The sequence below is a fragment of the Pontivivens nitratireducens genome (assembly GCF_014235845.1).
GTDB lineage: Bacteria > Pseudomonadota > Alphaproteobacteria > Rhodobacterales > Rhodobacteraceae > Pontivivens > Pontivivens nitratireducens.
Genome location: NZ_JACJUQ010000007.1, coordinates 56,071 through 73,081 on the forward strand (window position 1 = coordinate 56,071; position 17,011 = coordinate 73,081).

Here is a 17,011-nt window from a genome sequence, read left to right on the forward strand (position 1 = left end):
ACACAGCCCGCAAAAAAAGGGCCAGCGCGTGACGCTGGCCCTTCTCGTTTCCGGCGATCAGCCTATTCCGCAGTCAGCAACGGCGGCCTGTCGTTCGACAGCTTCTTGTTGTCATCCGCGATGTCCAACGTCAGCTTGTCATCCTTGACCGAGACCTTGACCACACCGCCCTTGGCCAGTTTGCCGAACAGCAATTCCTCGGCCAGCGGCTTCTTGATGTGCTCCTGAATGACACGCCCCAGCGGACGCGCGCCCATCCGGTCGTCGTAGCCTTTGTCGGCCAGCCATTCGGCAGCGCCTCGGGTCAGCTCGAAGGTCACGTTGCGATCCATCAGCTGTGCTTCGAGTTGCAGCACGAACTTTTCGACCACCTTCAGGATTACCTCTTTCGGTAGGGCCCCGAAAGAAATCACCGCGTCCAGACGATTGCGGAATTCGGGGCTGAACGTCCGCTCGATCGCAGCTGTATCCTCACCCTGACGCCGCTCACGACCGAAGCCCATGGCAGATTTCGCCTGTTCCGCCGCACCGGCGTTCGAGGTCATGATCAGCACCACATTGCGGAAATCGACCTGGCGCCCGTTGTGGTCGGTCAATTTGCCGTGGTCCATCACCTGAAGCAGGATGTTGAACACATCCGGGTGCGCCTTCTCGATCTCATCGAGCAGCAGGACACAGTGCGGATCCTGATCGACGCCATCGGTCAGCAGACCGCCCTGATCGAACCCGACATAGCCCGGAGGGGCACCGATCAGGCGCGATACCGCGTGCTTCTCCATGTATTCCGACATGTCGAAACGCAGCAGTTTCACGCCCAGCGTGCTGGCCAACTGGTTTGCAACCTCGGTTTTGCCTACGCCGGTCGGACCAGCGAACAGGTAGTTGCCAATGGGCTTTTCCGGTTCGCGCAGACCGGCCCGCGCCAGCTTGATCGACGCGGACAGCGCCTCAATCGCCTCATCCTGACCGAAGACGACACGTTTGAGCGAGGCCTCCAGATCCTTGAGCACTGCACTGTCGTCCTTGCTGACGGATTTCGGCGGGATGCGGGCGATCTTGGCCACGACGGCCTCGATCTCCTTGGCGGTGATGGTCTTGCGCCGCTTGCTGTCGGGCAGCAGATGCTGCGCGGCACCCGCCTCGTCGATCACGTCGATGGCCTTGTCGGGCAGCTTGCGGTCGTGGATATAACGCGCGGCCAGTTCGACGGCGGATTTGATCGCCTCCTGCGTATAGCGGATCTCGTGGTGCTCCTCGAAGATCGGCTTGAGCCCACGCAGGATCTTGACGGTATCGTCCACCGTCGGTTCCTTCACGTCGATTTTCTGGAACCGGCGGCTCAGCGCGCGGTCCTTCTCGAAGTGCTGACGGAATTCCTTGTAGGTCGTCGATCCCATGCAGCGCAGGCCACCGTTCTGCAAGGCGGGCTTGAGCAGGTTGGACGCATCCATCGCGCCGCCAGACGTGGCACCGGCGCCGATCACCGTGTGGATCTCGTCTATGAACAGCACCGCATCGGGATGCTCCTCCAACTCCTTCATCACGGCCTTGAGCCGCTCCTCGAAATCGCCGCGATAGCGGGTTCCGGCCAGCAGCGCGCCCATATCGAGCGAATAGATCGTCGCCTCCGACAGGATTTTCGGCGTTTCGCCATCGACGATCTTGCGGGCCAGCCCCTCGGCTATGGCGGTCTTGCCCACGCCCGGATCGCCCACCAGCAGGGGGTTGTTCTTGCGCCGGCGGCACAGCACCTGGATGCAACGCTCAACCTCATCCGCGCGACCGATCAGCGGGTCGACATCGCCCTTGCGAGCCTTCGCGTTCAGATCGACGCAGTATTTTTGCAGTGCGGTCTCTTCCTTGCCGCCCTGCGGGTTGCCGGTCTGCTCACCACTTTCATTGCCCACCTCCTCGGCCCCCAGAACGGGCCGGGTATCGGAATGGGTCGGGTCCTTGGCGACGCCGTGGCTGATATAGTTGACCGCATCATAGCGGGTCATGTCCTGCTCCTGCAGGAAATAGGCCGCATGGCTTTCCCGCTCGGCAAACATGGCGACCAGCACATTTGCGCCTGTCACCTCGGTCCGGCCCGAGCTTTGCACATGAATCGCCGCGCGCTGGATCACACGCTGGAAACCGGTGGTGGGAGCGGCCTCGGACCCCTCGATATCACTGACCAGGGCATCGAGCTCCTCATCCAGGAAATCGGTCACCGTTGCGCGCAACCGGTCCAGATCGACGGAACATGCGGTCATGACACGTGCGGCATCCGGCTCGTCAATCAGGGCGAGCAGCAGGTGTTCGAGTGTGGCAAGTTCATGTCTGCGTGCATTGGCCAGTGCCAGCGCATTATGAATTGCGGCTTCGAGAGTGTTGGAGAATGACGGCATACCGCAAATCCTTTCGTCTGCCGTCGCGCGTGATGGCACGACGGACGAGCGCGACGCAGGCGCTCCTTATACATTTCGACTTCATCGGGTGAGGATCAAGGGGTAAATGCCCGCAATCACCGTAAACTGAGCGATCCGCCCTGCGACCAAGCGCCCCGAACCACTGCCCCGTATCGCAGCCGGAAACACGATATCGGAACTGTGTTCGCATAATTCAAGACGTGCAGCCGCACCACAGACCAGACCGCACGCAGCATCCGACCAGTTCAAGGTGACCCACGCGATGGGCGTGCGCAGCCAGACCTGCGCACGTTAATCCCAAGGTGACGCACGGCCCGCGGGGCACCCACGGGCCGGTTCCCCCCGATCCAGACCGCCTCCGTTTACTCGAACGCGATCAGCAGATCCTTGGCATCGACCTGACTGCCCGCAGGGGCATGGATCGCCGCGATGGTTCCGGCGCGATCCGCGTGGATCGCCGTTTCCATTTTCATCGCCTCGATGGTCAGCAGCATGTCGCCCTCTGCCACTTCCTGCCCGACCGTCACCGCGACGGAAGCGATGACACCGGGCATCGGTGCGGCCACGTGATCGGCATTGCCCAGCTCTGCTTTCGGGCGCTTGGCGACGCTCGCCACGGCCTTGCGGTTGGCCACGCGGATCACACGCGGTTGGCCATTGATCTCAAAGAACACGCGGACGTCACCGTCTTCGTTCGTCTCACCTATGGCTTGCAAGCGGATGATCAGGGTCTTGCCCGGGTCCAGTTCGGGCTGGATCTCCTGACCCGGCTCCATCCCGTAGAAATACACGTTTGTGGGCAGGATGCGCACGGGGCCGTATTCCTGATGACGGCCCATATAGTCCATGAAAACCTTGGGATACATCAGATAGCCGTTCAGATCCTCATCGTCGATTTCCATCCCGTCGAGTTGCGCGGACAGTTCGGCGCGGGTCGCCTCCAGATCGACGGGGGGCAGATGGGCGCCGGGGCGCTCGGTCGAAGCGGTTTCGCCCTTGAGGATCTTCGCCTGCAACTTCTGCGGCCAGCCGCCCGGAGGCTGGCCCAGATTGCCGCGCATCATGTCTACCACCGAATCAGGGAAGGCGACATCGACCTCCGGGTCCTCGACCTGCTCACGGGTCAGCCCCTGCGAGACCATCAGCAACGCCATGTCGCCCACCACCTTGGATGAGGGCGTGACCTTCACGATGTCACCGAACATCTGGTTCACATCGGCATAGGTCTGCGCGACCTCGTGCCAGCGTTCCTCCAGCCCCAGTGAGCGGGCCTGCGCCTTGAGGTTGGTGAACTGTCCGCCGGGCATCTCATGCAACCAGACCTCCGAGGAGCCGGACTTCATCGTCGTCTCGAACGCGGCGTACTGATCGCGCACGTCCTCCCAATATTCCGAGACGCGGCGCAATGCGGCGCGGTCCAGCCCGGTGGCCCGGTCGGTATTCTCCAAAGCCTCGACGATCGAGCCGAGCGGCGGCTGCGAGGTCAGGCCGGAAAATGCATCCATCGCCACATCGACCGCATCCACGCCCGCCTCTGCCGCGGCCAGAACCGTCGCACCCGAAATGCCCGACGTGTCATGCGTGTGGAAGTGAATCGGCAGGCCGACCTCCTCCTTCAACGCCTTGACCAGAACGCGGGCGGCGGCGGGTTTCAGCAGGCCGGCCATATCCTTCAGACCCAGCACATGCGCACCCGCATCGCGCAACGCCTTGCCCATCTCGACATAGTAGTTCAGGTCGTATTTCGCGCGATCCGCATCGAGGATGTCGCCGGTATAGCAGATCGTCCCCTCACAAACCTTGCCGCTCTCGATCACCGCATCCATCGCGATGCGCATGTTCTCGACCCAATTGAGGCTGTCGAAGACGCGGAACACGTCCACACCGGATTCCGCCGCCTGCGCGACGAAGCTTTGCACAACGTTATCGGGATAATTGGTGTAGCCGACACCGTTCGAGGCGCGCAGCAGCATCTGAGTCATGATGTTGGGCATCCGCGCCCGGATGTCGCGCAGGCGCTGCCACGGGCATTCCTGAAGGAAACGATACGCCACGTCGAAGGTCGCACCGCCCCAGCACTCGACCGAGAACAGGCCCGACAGCTCATGCGCATAGGTCGGCGCGATGGCGATCATGTCGTCGCTGCGCATCCGCGTGGCCAGCAGTGACTGGTGCCCGTCGCGCATCGTGGTGTCGGTAATCAGCAGTTGTGGCTGGTCCAGCATCCAGTCGGCGAGGCCGCTGGCACCCTTCGCCTCCAGAATCTGCTTGGTTCCGGCGGGCGGTGCATCGACCGGCTGGCGCGGCGCACTGGGCAGCTTGGCATGGGCGGGCGGTCTTGGCCGACCCTCCACGTCCGGGTGGCCGTTGACGGTGATGTCCGCCACATAGGTCAGAATCTTCGTCGCGCGGTCCTGCCGTTTCTTGAACTCGAACAGCTCAGGCGTGTTGTCGATGAAGGTCGTGGTGTAGGTGTTGTTGAGGAATGTCGGATGCTTCAGCAGGTTTTCGACGAAGGCGATGTTTGTCGCCACGCCGCGAATCCGAAACTCACGCAAGGAACGGTCCATCCGGGCGATCGCGGCCTCGGGCGTGGGGGCCCATGCCGTGACCTTGACCAGCAGCGAATCGTAGAAGCGGGTGATGACCGCGCCCGCATAGGCCGTGCCGCCATCCAGACGGATGCCCATCCCGGTCGCGGTGCGGTAGGCGCTGATGCGCCCGTAATCGGGGATGAAGTTGTTCTGCGGGTCCTCGGTCGTGATCCGGCATTGCAGCGCGTGGCCGTCCAGCTTGACGTCATACTGGCTGGCGCAGCCGGTCGCCTCGGTCAGGGTCTTGCCCTCGGCGATCAGAATTTGCGCGCGCACGATGTCGATGCCGGTCACCTCCTCGGTCACGGTATGCTCGACCTGCACGCGGGGGTTCACCTCAATGAAATAGAATTCGCCCGAATCCATATCCATCAGGAACTCGACGGTGCCCGCGCATTCGTAGTTCACATGCGCGCAGATCTTACGGCCCAACTCACAGATACGCTCCCGCTGCGTGTCCGAGAGATAGGGCGCGGGCGCGCGTTCCACCACCTTCTGATTGCGCCGCTGGACGGAGCAATCACGCTCGTACAGGTGATAGATGTTGCCCTGGCTGTCGCCCAGAATCTGCACTTCGACGTGGCGGGCATTGCGCACCAGCTTTTCCAGATAGCCCTCACCATTGCCGAAAGCCGCCTCGGCCTCGCGCCTCCCGGCCAAGACCATCTCCTCCAGCTCGTCCGGGCCCATGATCGGGCGCATTCCACGACCGCCGCCGCCCCAGCTGGCCTTGAGCATGAAGGGATAGCCGACTTCATCGGCCATGCGGCGGACCTCATCCATGTCGTCGGGCAGAACCTCCGTCGCTGGGACGACCGGCACGCCCGCCTCCATCGCGACCCGGCGGGCCGAGGCCTTGTCACCCAACTGGCGCATCGTCTGCGCCTTGGGGCCGATGAAGGTGAGGCCGTTTGCGACGCAGGCGTCCACGAATTCGGGGTTTTCCGACAGCAGCCCGTAACCGGGATGGATCGCGTCCGCGCCCGACAGCTTCGCCACGCGGATGATCTCGTCGATGCTCAGATAGGCGGCGACGGGGCCCAGCCCCTCACCGATGCGATAGGCCTCATCCGCCTTGAACCGGTGCAGGCCCAGCTTGTCCTCCTCCGCGAAGACCGCGACGGTTTTCTTGCCCATCTCATTGGCCGCACGCATGATGCGGATCGCGATTTCACCGCGGTTGGCGATGAGGATTTTCTTGAAGTCAGGCATGGACGGCTCCCGGTTGAGGGTCACGATCTCGAAGTGTTAGCAATCGCACAATAATCTAATAACTGCTTATAACGCCGAAGATATGGGTCTGTCTCCCCCTGTTCTCCGGATCGCTACCGCAAATGCGAACAACGCAGGATGCGGCCCGCACGACTAGTGCTTTGCGAGGGTCAACCTATGTTGAACGGGACATCCGATCGCAACCATAACCCCGGGGGGATCCCATGCATCTACAAGGCAAGACCGCCATCATCACAGGCGCGTCGCGCGGCATAGGAGAGGCGACGGCCCGTCTGTTCGCCGAACAGGGCGCCAACGTCGTACTGACCGCACGATCCAGCGATGCGATCACAACGATCGTGGAGGAGATTCGCGCCGCCGGCGGCAAGGCCATCGCCGTGACCTGCGACGTTTCCGACTATACCCAACTGGCTGAGGTCGTGACCGCCGCCACCACCGAATTCGGGCGGCTCGACATCCTCGTCAACAATGCCGGCGTGATCGAGCCGATCAGCACCATCGCGGACAGCGATCCGGCCGCATGGGCGCAGGCGTTCGGGATCAACTCCGTCGGGGCCTACCACGCCATTCGCGCCGTCCTGCCGGTAATGGCAAAGGGCGGGACGATCGTGAACATCTCATCAGGGGCCGCGACCTCCGCGCTAGAAGGCTGGTCGCATTATTGCGCATCCAAGGCTGCGGCAAAGATGCTGACCGCCTGCGTCCAGATCGAGGAAGGCCACCGCCTGACCTGTGTCGGCCTCAGCCCCGGCACCGTCGCCACGCAGATGCAGCGCGAAATCAGCGCCTCTGGCATCAATGCGGTGTCCCGGCTGGATTGGGAGGATCACGTTCCCCCGCAATGGCCTGCCGCCGCAATCGCATGGCTGTGCGGACCCGAAGGCGCGCAATACGCGGGTGAGGATGTCAGCCTGCGTGACCCGGACATACGCCGCCGGGTCGGCCTGATCGACTAGGTCAATACGCCGCCGCCCGCTCCAGCGCCCTGCGGAATGCGGGGCGGGCACGGCACCGCTTGCCGTAGGCATCGACGATTTCGCTGCCGGTTTCGAACTTCGCGGATTTGGCCCAGGACAGGCAATGGGCCAGGATCACGTCCGGCACGGCGAACGCCTCGCCCGCCAGATACGGCCCCTGCCCCAGCCGGGTCTCCACCCGTTCCATGGCGCGGGAAAACTCGAACCGCGCGGTGTCCTTCACGCCCTTGATCCGCAACTCCTCAGGCAGGGCGAAGCTGTGCTTCGCCGCGATCCACAGCGCGCCGTCCACCTCGTCGCAGATAAATTGCGTGTGTCCGTCCTGCGTCGCACGGGCGATGGTTCCGGCGGGGGCGGTCAGCTTGCCCTCCCGGTCCGCCAGAAACTGGCAGATGGCAACGGAATCGGTCAGCACGACATCGTCCACGCGCAGCGCGGGCACCTTGCCGCTGGGGTTCACGGCGCAAATCTCGGGCGCGTGGGGGCGGGCGGGCACCAGATCGTAGTCCAGCTCCAGCTCCTCCAACATCCACATCACGCGCATGGCGCGGCTTTGCGGGTATCCGATCAGGGTCAGGGTCATGGCGGGGTCCTTTAATTGCGAGGGCGCATCATGGCGATGCGAATCAGGGCACGCTCCAGCATCGCCTCCTGCGGTGTCCGGCTGGAGGAGCGAAGCATAAGGTCGGCATCGGTCAGTGTCGTCAAGGCGCGTTCAAGGCGGGGCGTTCCCCACGCCCGCACCTGCGCGGCCATCGCATCGCGTCGCGGGCCAAAAACGGGCGGGCGCAACCGGCCCAGTGCTTCCTCGGGCCGACCACCCATGCTTGCCGCCGCGTGCAATTGGCGGAAATGCCGTGTCATACCGATGCACAAAGTAGTGGGATTGGTGCCCTGCGCGGTCAATCGCATCATTGCGGGGCCGATCCGCGGCACGGCACCGTTCGCGACGGCGGCGACCAGATCGTCCACGGCGGCGTCCGTGCTTTGCGGTGCAAGCTGGGCGATCTCCTCCACACTCAACGGGCGCGCATCACCGCGTTTGTAGAGCGACAGTTTTTCCAGAAGCTGGGCGAAGTCCCCCTCGGGCATTCCGCGCCCCCGCGCGGTCAGATCGGCCAGCGCATCGGATGAGGGGTTGAGATCGACCCTCGCAATGGCTGCCTCGATTTCCGCGCGGCCCGGCGGATCGGAATAGACGGCGAGGGACAGTGCATTTCGGGCGCCCTCGAACAGCTTTCGCAAGGCGGATCGCGCGGTCAATTGTCCGGCGGTAAAGATCAGGAAGCCGTCGCCCTCGCGCCAATCCTCCAGCACCGGGGCGATGCCCTTGGCCAGACCATCAGTCGCGTCCTCCACGACCACGGCGCGCGGCCCGGGAAAGAAGCTCTGCGCCTTCATGGCATCGCTCAACTTCGCAGGGTCGGAGCGTAGATCGGCGCCGGTCAGTCGTTCCAGCCGCATGTCCTCGGCCCCGTTCGGCCCGACGACCGCCAGGGTCAGTGCCCGCCGCCGCTGGGCGATACGTTCCGCATCCGGGCCATGGATCAGAATGCCGCTCCGCGTCAGATCGGGCCGCGCGAGGAAGACGGCGGCGTCACGCGGCGCCAGCTTCATTGGGACAGCTGTTCCGATGCGATCAGCACACGATCCGCGATCTGTTCGGCCAGATACTCGGCCAATCGCCGTCCGGCATCCTGCTCCGCCGCGCGGGCCGCCACGTCGGAGGCGTTGGGCGGGGCGGGCGGAACCGAGGACGGCGCGTTATAGCTGGCATCGCCCGAAACCTCATCCAGCAAGATCGGTTCAGCGACCCCGCTTCTGCGCAAGGCGATCAAGGCGACGCCGCTCAGATTATAGCGCGACACGTCGTTGCCCTGCCGGATCGCCAGTGCCTCCGCCTCCGTCACCAGCGTGACGGAGAGTGTCAGCGGCGCATCCGCAGCCGGGTGGCCGAAGCGTTGCAGCAGCCGCTCACGCAGGAAATAGCCGATCCGCCCGTCGATGGCCGTCACCCGGACCTGACCCCGCAATTGTGCCGCCGCCCCGTCGGAGCCGTAGAGCGGTTCGAACCCGCATCCCGCCAGTGGCACCAGCAATGGGCTCAACAACAACGCCGACAGTATCTGTCGCCTATGCAACGACATTCACGATCCTCCCCGGTACGACGATCAGCTTACGCGGGGCACCGCCATTCAGCGCCTTGACGACGGCGGGATCGGCCAGTGCCAGTGCCTCGATCGTGGCCTTGTCCGCGTCCTTCGCGACGGTGATCTCCGAGCGTTTCTTGCCGTTGATCTGGATCGGCATCAGCACGCTATCCTCGACCAGATAGGTCTCGTCCGCCACGGGCCAGGGGGCGTGCAGCACCATCCCCTCGCCCCCCAGCGTCGCCCACATCTCCTCGGCCAGATGCGGCGTCATCGGCTGCATCAGACGGGCGAGCGTCATCAGGGCGTCACGCTTGGCACGCGCCACGTCGGCACCGCCCTTCGCCTTCGCTATGGCGTTGGTCAGTTCATAGAGCTTGGCCACCCCCTTGTTGAAGGCGAACCCCTCGATCGAGGCGGTCAGATCCGCGATCGTCCGGTGCAGCACCCGGCGCAGCGCAATCGCATCCGGCCCGTCCGGCGTATCGAGCGCGGGGGGCGTGTCCTCCAGCTCCACCACCAGACGCCAGACACGTTGCAAGTGCTTCCAGGCCGCGTCCGCACCGGCGGCGGTCCATTCCACGTCCCTCTCAGGCGGGCTGTCGGACATGACGAACCAGCGGGCGGTGTCGGCGCCGTACTGGTCGATGATGTCGAGCGGGTTGACCGTGTTCTTCTTGGATTTCGACATCTTGATGACCGGGCCGATCTCGACCTCTGTGCCATCCTCCAGCCGGGCCGCGTCGCCCTCGCGAATGACGTCACCCGGTTCATGCCAGACGGTGCGCCCGTCCTTGCCCTTGGTTGCATAGGTCTCATGCGTGACCATGCCCTGCGTGAACAGCGCATCGAACGGTTCGTTGGCCGAGGCAGGCAGGTGCCCGGTCTTTTCCATCGCGCGGGCGAAGAAGCGCGAATACAGCAGATGCAGGATCGCGTGTTCCACCCCGCCGATATACTGATCCACGTTCATCCAGTATTTCGCGGCATCCACATCCGTCGGCGTGTCAGCGTTCGGAGAGGTGAAGCGCGCATAGTACCAGGACGAATCGACGAAGGTGTCCATCGTGTCCGTCTCACGCTTCGCCGCGGCACCGCATTTCGGGCAAGCCGTATCGCGCCAGGTCGGGTGCCAGTCCAGCGGATTGCCCGGACGGTCGAAGGTCACGTCCTTGGGCAGTTCGACAGGCAGGTTTTCCTTCGCCTCGGGCACCACGCCGCAGGTGTCGCAATGCACCACCGGGATCGGACAGCCCCAGTAGCGCTGGCGGCTCAACCCCCAGTCGCGCAGGCGGAATTTCGTGACGCCGTGGCCCACGCCCTGCGCCTCGCAAAAATCTATGGCCTGCACGATCGCGTCCTCGCCGGTCATGGTTCCGGCCGCGCCCAAGGGACGGACATAGCGGACGGCATCCGTCTTGAACGGGACGAAGGCGGTGTTTTCCACCGGTTCGCCCCCTTCGACGGGCAGGAACACATCATGGACCGGCAATTCGTATTTCCGCGCGAAGTCCAGATCGCGCTGGTCATGCGCCGGGCAGCCGAAGATCGCGCCAGTGCCGTAATCCATCAGCACGAAATTCGCGATCCAGACCGGCAGGTGCCAGTCGGGGTCCAGCGGGTGCGCCACGGTCAGGCCGGTATCCATGCCGCGCTTTTCCGCCTTCTCCAGCGCCTCCTCCGAGGTGCCGGTGCGCCGGCAGTCCTCATTGAACGCCTTGATGTCGTCGCGCTGCTGCTCCAGCGCCTTTGCCAGCGGATGATCGGGGGAAATCGCGGCAAAGCTGGCGCCCATCAACGTATCGGGCCGGGTGGTGTACACCTCTAGCGCCTCGAAACCGTCCAGCCCCGAGGTAAACTCGAATTCGAGTTGCAGGCCGCGCGATTTGCCGATCCAGTTCGACTGCATCAGGCGGACTTTCTCGGGCCACTTCTCCAGCCCGTCCAGCCCGGCCAGCAGTTCATCCGCCATGTCCGAGATCTTGAAGAACCACTGCGTCAGCTCCTTGCGCTCGACCACCGCGCCCGATCGCCAGCCCCGGCCATCCTCAACCTGTTCGTTGGCCAGAACGGTCATGTCCACCGGATCCCAGTTGACCACAGCGTTCTTGCGCGTGATCAGTCCGGCATCCAGCATGTCGATGAACAGCGCCTGCTGCTGGCCGTAATAGTCCGGGTCACAAGTGGCGAATTCGCGGGACCAGTCCAGGCTGAAGCCCAGCCTGGCGAACTGGCCGCGCATCGCGTCGATGTTCTCATAGGTCCAGTCGCCCGGATGCACCCCACGTTCCATCGCGGCATTTTCCGCCGGCAGACCGAATGCGTCCCATCCCATCGGATGCAGCACAGAATGCCCCGTCGCCCGCTTGTAGCGCGCAACCACGTCGCCCATGGTGTAATTGCGCACATGACCCATGTGCAGCTTGCCTGAAGGGTACGGGAACATTTCCAGGACGTAGTATTTGGGCCGGTCCGGATCGGCGACCGCCTCGAACGCGCGGGCATCATCCCAGGCCTTCTGCCATTTCGGCTCGGCCACGCGGGCATTGTAACGGGACATTGCATTCTCTCATGTAGACGGCGCGCGGCACCTATATGCCGCACGCACGCATGGGGTCAGTCTGTGATCGCGCCCTCACGGCGCAACTGGCGCGCGCGCAGCAGGATGGCGTCCTCGATCTGGCGCACCGTCTCATCCGCGACGGGGGCATCCACCCAGGATCCGTTCGACTGCACCTGACGGTACAGCGCCAACCGCAGCGAGTTCACCGCAAGCGCGTCCGAATCGATCACCGCCGTGGCGCGGAACCGTTCTGTCGTGACACCGGCTGGGCTGCCCCAATCAGTGGTAATGACACCGCCGAACGGGTCGGTGGACACCAGCGGCAGGAAATCCAGCGTGTCGAGCGTGGCCCGCCACAGGTATTGATTGACGTTCAGCGCCGGTCCGCGATTCTGGAACAGTTCGCCCGACAACAGCCGGTTGAGGCTGATTCCCTCCGGTTCCGTGATCCGGTCACGCTCGGGTTGAAAGTCTCGATCCCCGCACGAGGCGAGGACGCCCATTGCCATGGTAACGCTTATAAACAGTTTCGCTGACATCGGTCCGCGCAGCCTCCGTATATACAGGTCCTGTTCCTCATATCGGCGCGACCGCCTAGCGACAAGGCTTTTGGGGCCTCAGGCACCGATCCTCGGGCCGATCCGGCGGCCGATCCGGGGCAATGTGCCGATTGGCGGACTGTGGCATCGGCGCATCAGAAAGATCCATTAGCGAATTGTTCGCTCGAAAGGTTTTGACGAGTCGGGGGGTTTTGGTGAGGTTCTCCTCATCCGGCTCACAGGGGTGTGAGTGTCGGGAACATTCAAACCATGAGGGACTTCCCATGAAAAACGTGCTCTTCGCCTCCACGGCACTTGTAGCATTTGGCTTCGCGGGCGCCGCGTTCGCCGAAGCACACTCTTCCACTTCCATCACCCTGTCCGGTATGGGCGAGATCGGTATCACTTCGACCGACAGCGACTCCACCGCCCCGAACACCGACGGTGAGCTGCAGCTTCACAACGACGTTGACCTGCGTTGGGCCCTGGTCGGCATGACCGACGGCGGCATCTCCTTCGGCGCCAACATCGACTGGGACGAAGCACCCGATGAGGAAAAAGCCTCGGTCTTCATCTCCGGCTCCTTCGGTACGATCACTGTCGGCGACACCGACAACGCTTACGAGCAGGCAATGATCGATATCGCAACGGGCGGCATCGTCGACGAAGCAGCGTTCTACGAGAGCGAGTATGACGAGCTGGCCGGCACGGGCGATGTCAGCGGCGCAGCTGCTCAAATCGGTCGCTATGACATCGCATTCGGTGGCACCACGCTCTCCCTCTCCTACGAGAACGGAACCGATTACGACACGACCTCAACACTAACGGATGTTGAAGACGTCTATGCCATCGGTGCCAGCTTCGCCTTCGGTACGGTTGACCTGGGCATCGGCTATATTACGCAGGACGACGACGAAAGCGCCGGTATTTCCGCAGGCTTCGACCTCGGTCAGGCAGGTCTCGTGATCGCGTATCAGGACGGTGAATTTGGCGGCTTCGACGGTCAGAACATCCAGGGCTCCGTGACTGTTGATTTCGGTGGTGGCACCCTCGGCGCGAACTACGTCGTGTCTGAGCAGGACGATGCCGTCGGCACCAACGATCAGACCGCATACGGCCTGTTCTACAACTACTCCCTCGGCGGTGGTGCGACCTTCACCGCAGCTGCTGGTTACGAAGAGCTGGACACTTCGGCTGGTGTAACCGAAGAAGACACCCGCTTCGGCGCTGGTATCAGCATGGCATTCTGATCCTTCCGATCAGAAACTGTTTGGGAAGAGCGGGCCATTGGTCCGCTCTTTTCTTTTGTGCGAACCCTCCCCATAACGCTGCACAGGTTCACACTCCAGCGAAGGATGGAGGCGCATATGTCACTCAGCGAGATCCGCACCCGAATCGAGGCTGCTTGCCAGAACGCGCAGCGCGATCCGGCCTCCGTCTCCCTCATCGCAGTGTCGAAGGTACAGCCGAACGACCGCGTTCGCGCCGTTCTGGAACAGGGGCACACCCTATACGGTGAGAACAAGGTGCAGGAGGCGCAGGGCAAATGGCCCGACTTCCGCACGGACTTCCCCGACGCACAGGTCCACCTCATCGGGCCGCTGCAATCGAACAAGGTCCGCCCGGCAATGGAGCTGTTCGACGCCATTCATACGGTGGACCGCGAAAAACTCGCCCGACGCATCGCCGACATGGCACAGCAGCTTGGCCGCTGCCCTGACCTGTTCATTCAGGTCAATACCGGCGAGGAGCCGCAGAAGGCCGGCATCCTGCCCGCCGAAACCGACGCTTTCGTGGAAACCGTGCGGGTAATGGACCTGACCGTCGCCGGTCTGATGTGCATCCCCCCGGTCGAGGAAACGCCCAGCCTGCATTTCGCTCTGCTCGCCAAACTCGCCGCGCGCAACGGCGTCGAAGGCCTCAGCATGGGGATGAGCGCTGATTTCGAGCAGGCCATCGCGTTCGGCGCCACACATGTGCGCGTCGGCTCCGCCATTTTCGGTGAGCGTGATTACGGCTGAACGATCAGGCGGCTTTCGGGTCGCCAGCGTGCCAGAATCCAGCGCAGGTCCACCTCCGCGAAGGCGACGCAGCCTTCGGTATCGCGGCGCGGCCCTCGCCAGACATGGACGAAGATCGCGGACCCCGCCCCCGGCACCACCGGCGCACTGTTCTGGTCGGTGAACAGCACGATATCGTAAAGCCTGTCCCGCCGCCGCAAACGCTCATGCCCGAACCGGGGCAGCGCATCCTTGCGAAACCGGTTGTAGGCCGGGTCACGCGGGTCGTCGGACCAGATATCGTGCCGCGCAGCAGGCGCCAGCGGCAAAACGCTGGCAGGACGGGCCACACGGTCCGCCCGCCACAGTCCCCCGGTCAGGGCGAAGCGCCCGACCGGCGTGCCCCCGTCGCCCTCAACCTTGTCCGCGACGATGCCGCCGCGCCCGATCGCGCAGACGAATTTGCGACCGCCGAACCGGGCCGATCGGCCCCGCACCACCAGATCGCGGCGGCTTGGCTTCACAACAGATGGCCGCTCTTCGCCGCCTTGGTCGCCAGATAGGCCGCGTTCTGCGGCGTTTCACCCACGCGCAGGGGCACACGCTCCGCGACATGAACGCCGGTTGCCTGCATCATCGCGACCTTGCCGGGATTGTTGGTCAGCAGGCGCACTGCGGAGAAGCCCAGCAACTTGAGGATTTGCGCCCCGATTCGAAAATCCCGCTCGTCATCCTCGAATCCTAGCCTGTGGTTCGCCTCGACCGTATCGAATCCCTGATCCTGCAACGCATAGGCGCGCATCTTGTTGGCCAGCCCGATGCCGCGCCCCTCCTGATTGAGGTAGAGCAACACGCCCTGCCCCTCCGCCCCCATCTGGGCGAGTGCTGCGCGAAGCTGTGGCCCGCAATCGCATTTCAGTGAGCCGATGACATCACCGGTAAAGCAGGCGGAATGCAGCCGTGACAGCACCGGCATCGCCCGGTCCGGCTGTCCGATCTCGATGGCATAGTGCTCCTCCGCCCCGTCGCGCGGACGGAACACGTGCACCCGCCCGGCGGAGGACACCGCCAGCGGCACCCGCGCGGCCGAGGTCTCATCGAGGATGACCACATCCGGATCCGGGTCCACCAAGGGTGCGGTGACAAAACCGTGCTTCGTAGCGAACGCCGCATCCCCGGCGCCCTCGATCACCAGCGCGGCCGGCAACAGGAACGCCTGCTTGCACAATGTGACAGCCGTGCGGTGCACATCCGCCGATCCCGTCCGATCGCTGACATACGGCCCCTTCATCGGGTGATCCAGGTCGCTGGCAGGGTCGGCACTGGCGCGCAGCCAGGCCAGCGTCACGTCAGACGGCAGCTCGATCCGCGCCAGGTCGCCATCATAGGCCCGTGCATTCAAGGTTGATGCCCGTCGCGCGGTCAGGACCAGACGCGCACGCTCCGGCCCCAGCGCCAGCAGCGCCTCGAACCGCTCACGCGTCAGATTCTCCACCGCCGCGACGACGCTGCCGCCCACGCAGACCGGAATGCCCAGACGCAGGTCGTTCCTCGCCCTTGCGATGCGTTCCTGATCCGTGGGGCGCAATGTCATGTCGTCAGCCTCGCTCGCGTGGTTTCACACAATATATAGGCTCTCAGCGACAGGATGTGAAACAAATCGCCATAGCGGCACACGGCTGTGTGAGTGTTTGCCACGAACCTTGTTGCACGGCCATTGCTGACGCATTTGTGTAGCGACAGACAAGGGAGCGGGACGATGAGCAATCTGAAGAAAATCCTGATGGTCGACGACGATCTGGATCTGCGTGAGGTTCTGGCCGACCAGTTGGTCCTGACCGAGGAGTTCGACGTGTTCGAGGCCGAGACCGGTGCCGACGGGTTGGAGAAGTCGAAGCAGAGCCTTTACGACCTCGTGATCCTGGACGTCGGTCTGCCCGACATGGACGGGCGCGAAGTGTGTCGCCTGATGCGCAAGCAGGGCGTGAAATGTCCCATCCTCATGCTGACCGGCCACATTACCGATGCAGACACGATCCTTGGCCTTGATTCGGGGGCCAATGATTACATCACCAAGCCGTTCAAGTTTCCGGTGCTTCTGGCCCGGATCCGGGCGCAACTGCGCCAGCATGAGCAAAGCGAGGATGCCGTCTTCTCCGTCGGGCAGTACACGTTCAAACCGTCCGAGAAGGTGCTGATCACCGAGGATGAAAAGAAAATTCGCCTGACGGAGAAGGAAACCAATATCCTCAAGTTCCTGTACCGCGCGAATGACGGCGTGGTCGCACGCGATGTCCTGCTGCACGAAGTCTGGGGCTACAATGCGGCGGTGACGACTCACACGCTTGAGACGCATATCTACCGCCTTCGCCAGAAAATTGAATCCGATCCCAGCAATGCAACCCTGCTGGTAACCGAATCCGGCGGTTACCGCCTGGTGTCGTAGCGAGATGTACGAATTTTCGTACAAAATGTGATTCAAATCTGTTTCAGGTGGCTCTGTCAGTTGAAATACGCATTCGGAAAGACGTATTATAGAGTACC

13 protein-coding genes are annotated in these 17,011 nt (G+C 63.4%); 4 read left to right on the forward strand and 9 right to left on the reverse strand.

Features of this window, described 5'->3' with window-relative positions; genetic code table 11:
- Window positions 1-62: 62 nt before the first annotated feature.
- Together clpA and H1S03_RS09745 are read right to left on the reverse strand one after the other, a co-directional pair.
- Entirely contained in the window at window positions 63-2,390 is a 2,328-nt protein-coding gene (clpA, locus tag H1S03_RS09740) for an ATP-dependent Clp protease ATP-binding subunit ClpA (protein WP_185804268.1), read from the reverse strand.
- A 383-nt stretch (window positions 2,391-2,773) separates the two neighbouring features.
- Window positions 2,774-6,217 carry a pyruvate carboxylase gene (locus tag H1S03_RS09745; protein ID WP_185804269.1) on the reverse strand — a complete coding sequence of 1,148 codons (3,444 nt, stop codon included), beginning with the start codon at window positions 6,215-6,217 and terminating at the stop codon, window positions 2,774-2,776.
- 224 nt (window positions 6,218-6,441) lie between these two features.
- On the opposite strand from H1S03_RS09745, the gene H1S03_RS09750 reads away from it, so the two are divergent.
- Complete coding sequence (locus H1S03_RS09750; protein WP_185804270.1) at window positions 6,442-7,194, forward strand: SDR family oxidoreductase; 753 nt, start codon at window positions 6,442-6,444, stop codon at window positions 7,192-7,194.
- Between the two features lies 1 nt (window position 7,195).
- Here the strand turns inward: H1S03_RS09750 and H1S03_RS09755 are convergent, their stop codons facing one another.
- The 5 genes from H1S03_RS09755 to H1S03_RS09775 are packed head-to-tail and all read right to left on the reverse strand — an operon-like array spanning window position 7,196 to window position 12,467.
- Window positions 7,196-7,798, reverse strand: coding sequence for a glutathione S-transferase family protein (locus H1S03_RS09755; RefSeq protein ID WP_185804271.1), 603 nt, complete (start codon window positions 7,796-7,798; stop codon window positions 7,196-7,198).
- Window positions 7,799-7,809: 11 nt separating this feature from the next.
- A complete protein-coding gene (gene holA, locus H1S03_RS09760) occupies window positions 7,810-8,832 on the reverse strand; it encodes a DNA polymerase III subunit delta (protein ID WP_185804272.1) in 1,023 nt (340 codons plus the stop codon).
- Complete coding sequence (lptE, locus tag H1S03_RS09765) at window positions 8,829-9,362, reverse strand: LPS assembly lipoprotein LptE (RefSeq protein WP_185804273.1); 534 nt, start codon at window positions 9,360-9,362, stop codon at window positions 8,829-8,831. The genes holA and lptE overlap by 4 nt, the downstream gene beginning before the upstream one ends.
- Window positions 9,349-11,925 (reverse strand): leucine--tRNA ligase, encoded by a 2,577-nt coding sequence (leuS, locus tag H1S03_RS09770; protein WP_185804274.1) that lies wholly within the window; start codon window positions 11,923-11,925, stop codon window positions 9,349-9,351. The genes lptE and leuS overlap by 14 nt, the downstream gene beginning before the upstream one ends.
- A 56-nt stretch (window positions 11,926-11,981) precedes the next feature.
- On the reverse strand, window positions 11,982-12,467 hold the full coding sequence (locus H1S03_RS09775) for a DUF3576 domain-containing protein (protein WP_185804275.1): 486 nt from the start codon (window positions 12,465-12,467) through the stop codon (window positions 11,982-11,984).
- Window positions 12,468-12,751: 284 nt separating this feature from the next.
- Here H1S03_RS09775 and H1S03_RS09780 point away from each other — a divergent pair, with 284 nt between their 5' ends.
- Both H1S03_RS09780 and H1S03_RS09785 read left to right on the forward strand, forming a co-directional pair.
- Window positions 12,752-13,717, forward strand: a complete 966-nt coding sequence (locus tag H1S03_RS09780; RefSeq protein ID WP_185804276.1) for a porin — start codon at window positions 12,752-12,754, stop codon at window positions 13,715-13,717.
- A 117-nt stretch (window positions 13,718-13,834) separates the two neighbouring features.
- Window positions 13,835-14,488 (forward strand): YggS family pyridoxal phosphate-dependent enzyme, encoded by a 654-nt coding sequence (locus tag H1S03_RS09785; RefSeq protein ID WP_185804277.1) that lies wholly within the window; start codon window positions 13,835-13,837, stop codon window positions 14,486-14,488.
- On the opposite strand, the gene H1S03_RS09790 is transcribed toward H1S03_RS09785, so the two are convergent.
- On the reverse strand, window positions 14,479-14,991 hold the full coding sequence (locus H1S03_RS09790) for a L,D-transpeptidase family protein (RefSeq protein ID WP_185804278.1): 513 nt from the start codon (window positions 14,989-14,991) through the stop codon (window positions 14,479-14,481). The genes H1S03_RS09785 and H1S03_RS09790 overlap by 10 nt on opposite strands.
- Window positions 14,988-16,061: a GTP cyclohydrolase II gene (gene ribA, locus H1S03_RS09795; protein ID WP_185804279.1), complete on the reverse strand. Its 1,074-nt coding sequence runs from the start codon at window positions 16,059-16,061 to the stop codon at window positions 14,988-14,990. Before ribA ends, H1S03_RS09790 begins: the two co-directional genes overlap by 4 nt.
- 165 nt (window positions 16,062-16,226) lie before the next feature.
- Here ribA and H1S03_RS09800 point away from each other — a divergent pair, with 165 nt between their 5' ends.
- Complete coding sequence (locus H1S03_RS09800) at window positions 16,227-16,913, forward strand: response regulator transcription factor (protein ID WP_185804280.1); 687 nt, start codon at window positions 16,227-16,229, stop codon at window positions 16,911-16,913.
- The last annotated feature ends 98 nt before the right edge of the window (window positions 16,914-17,011 follow it).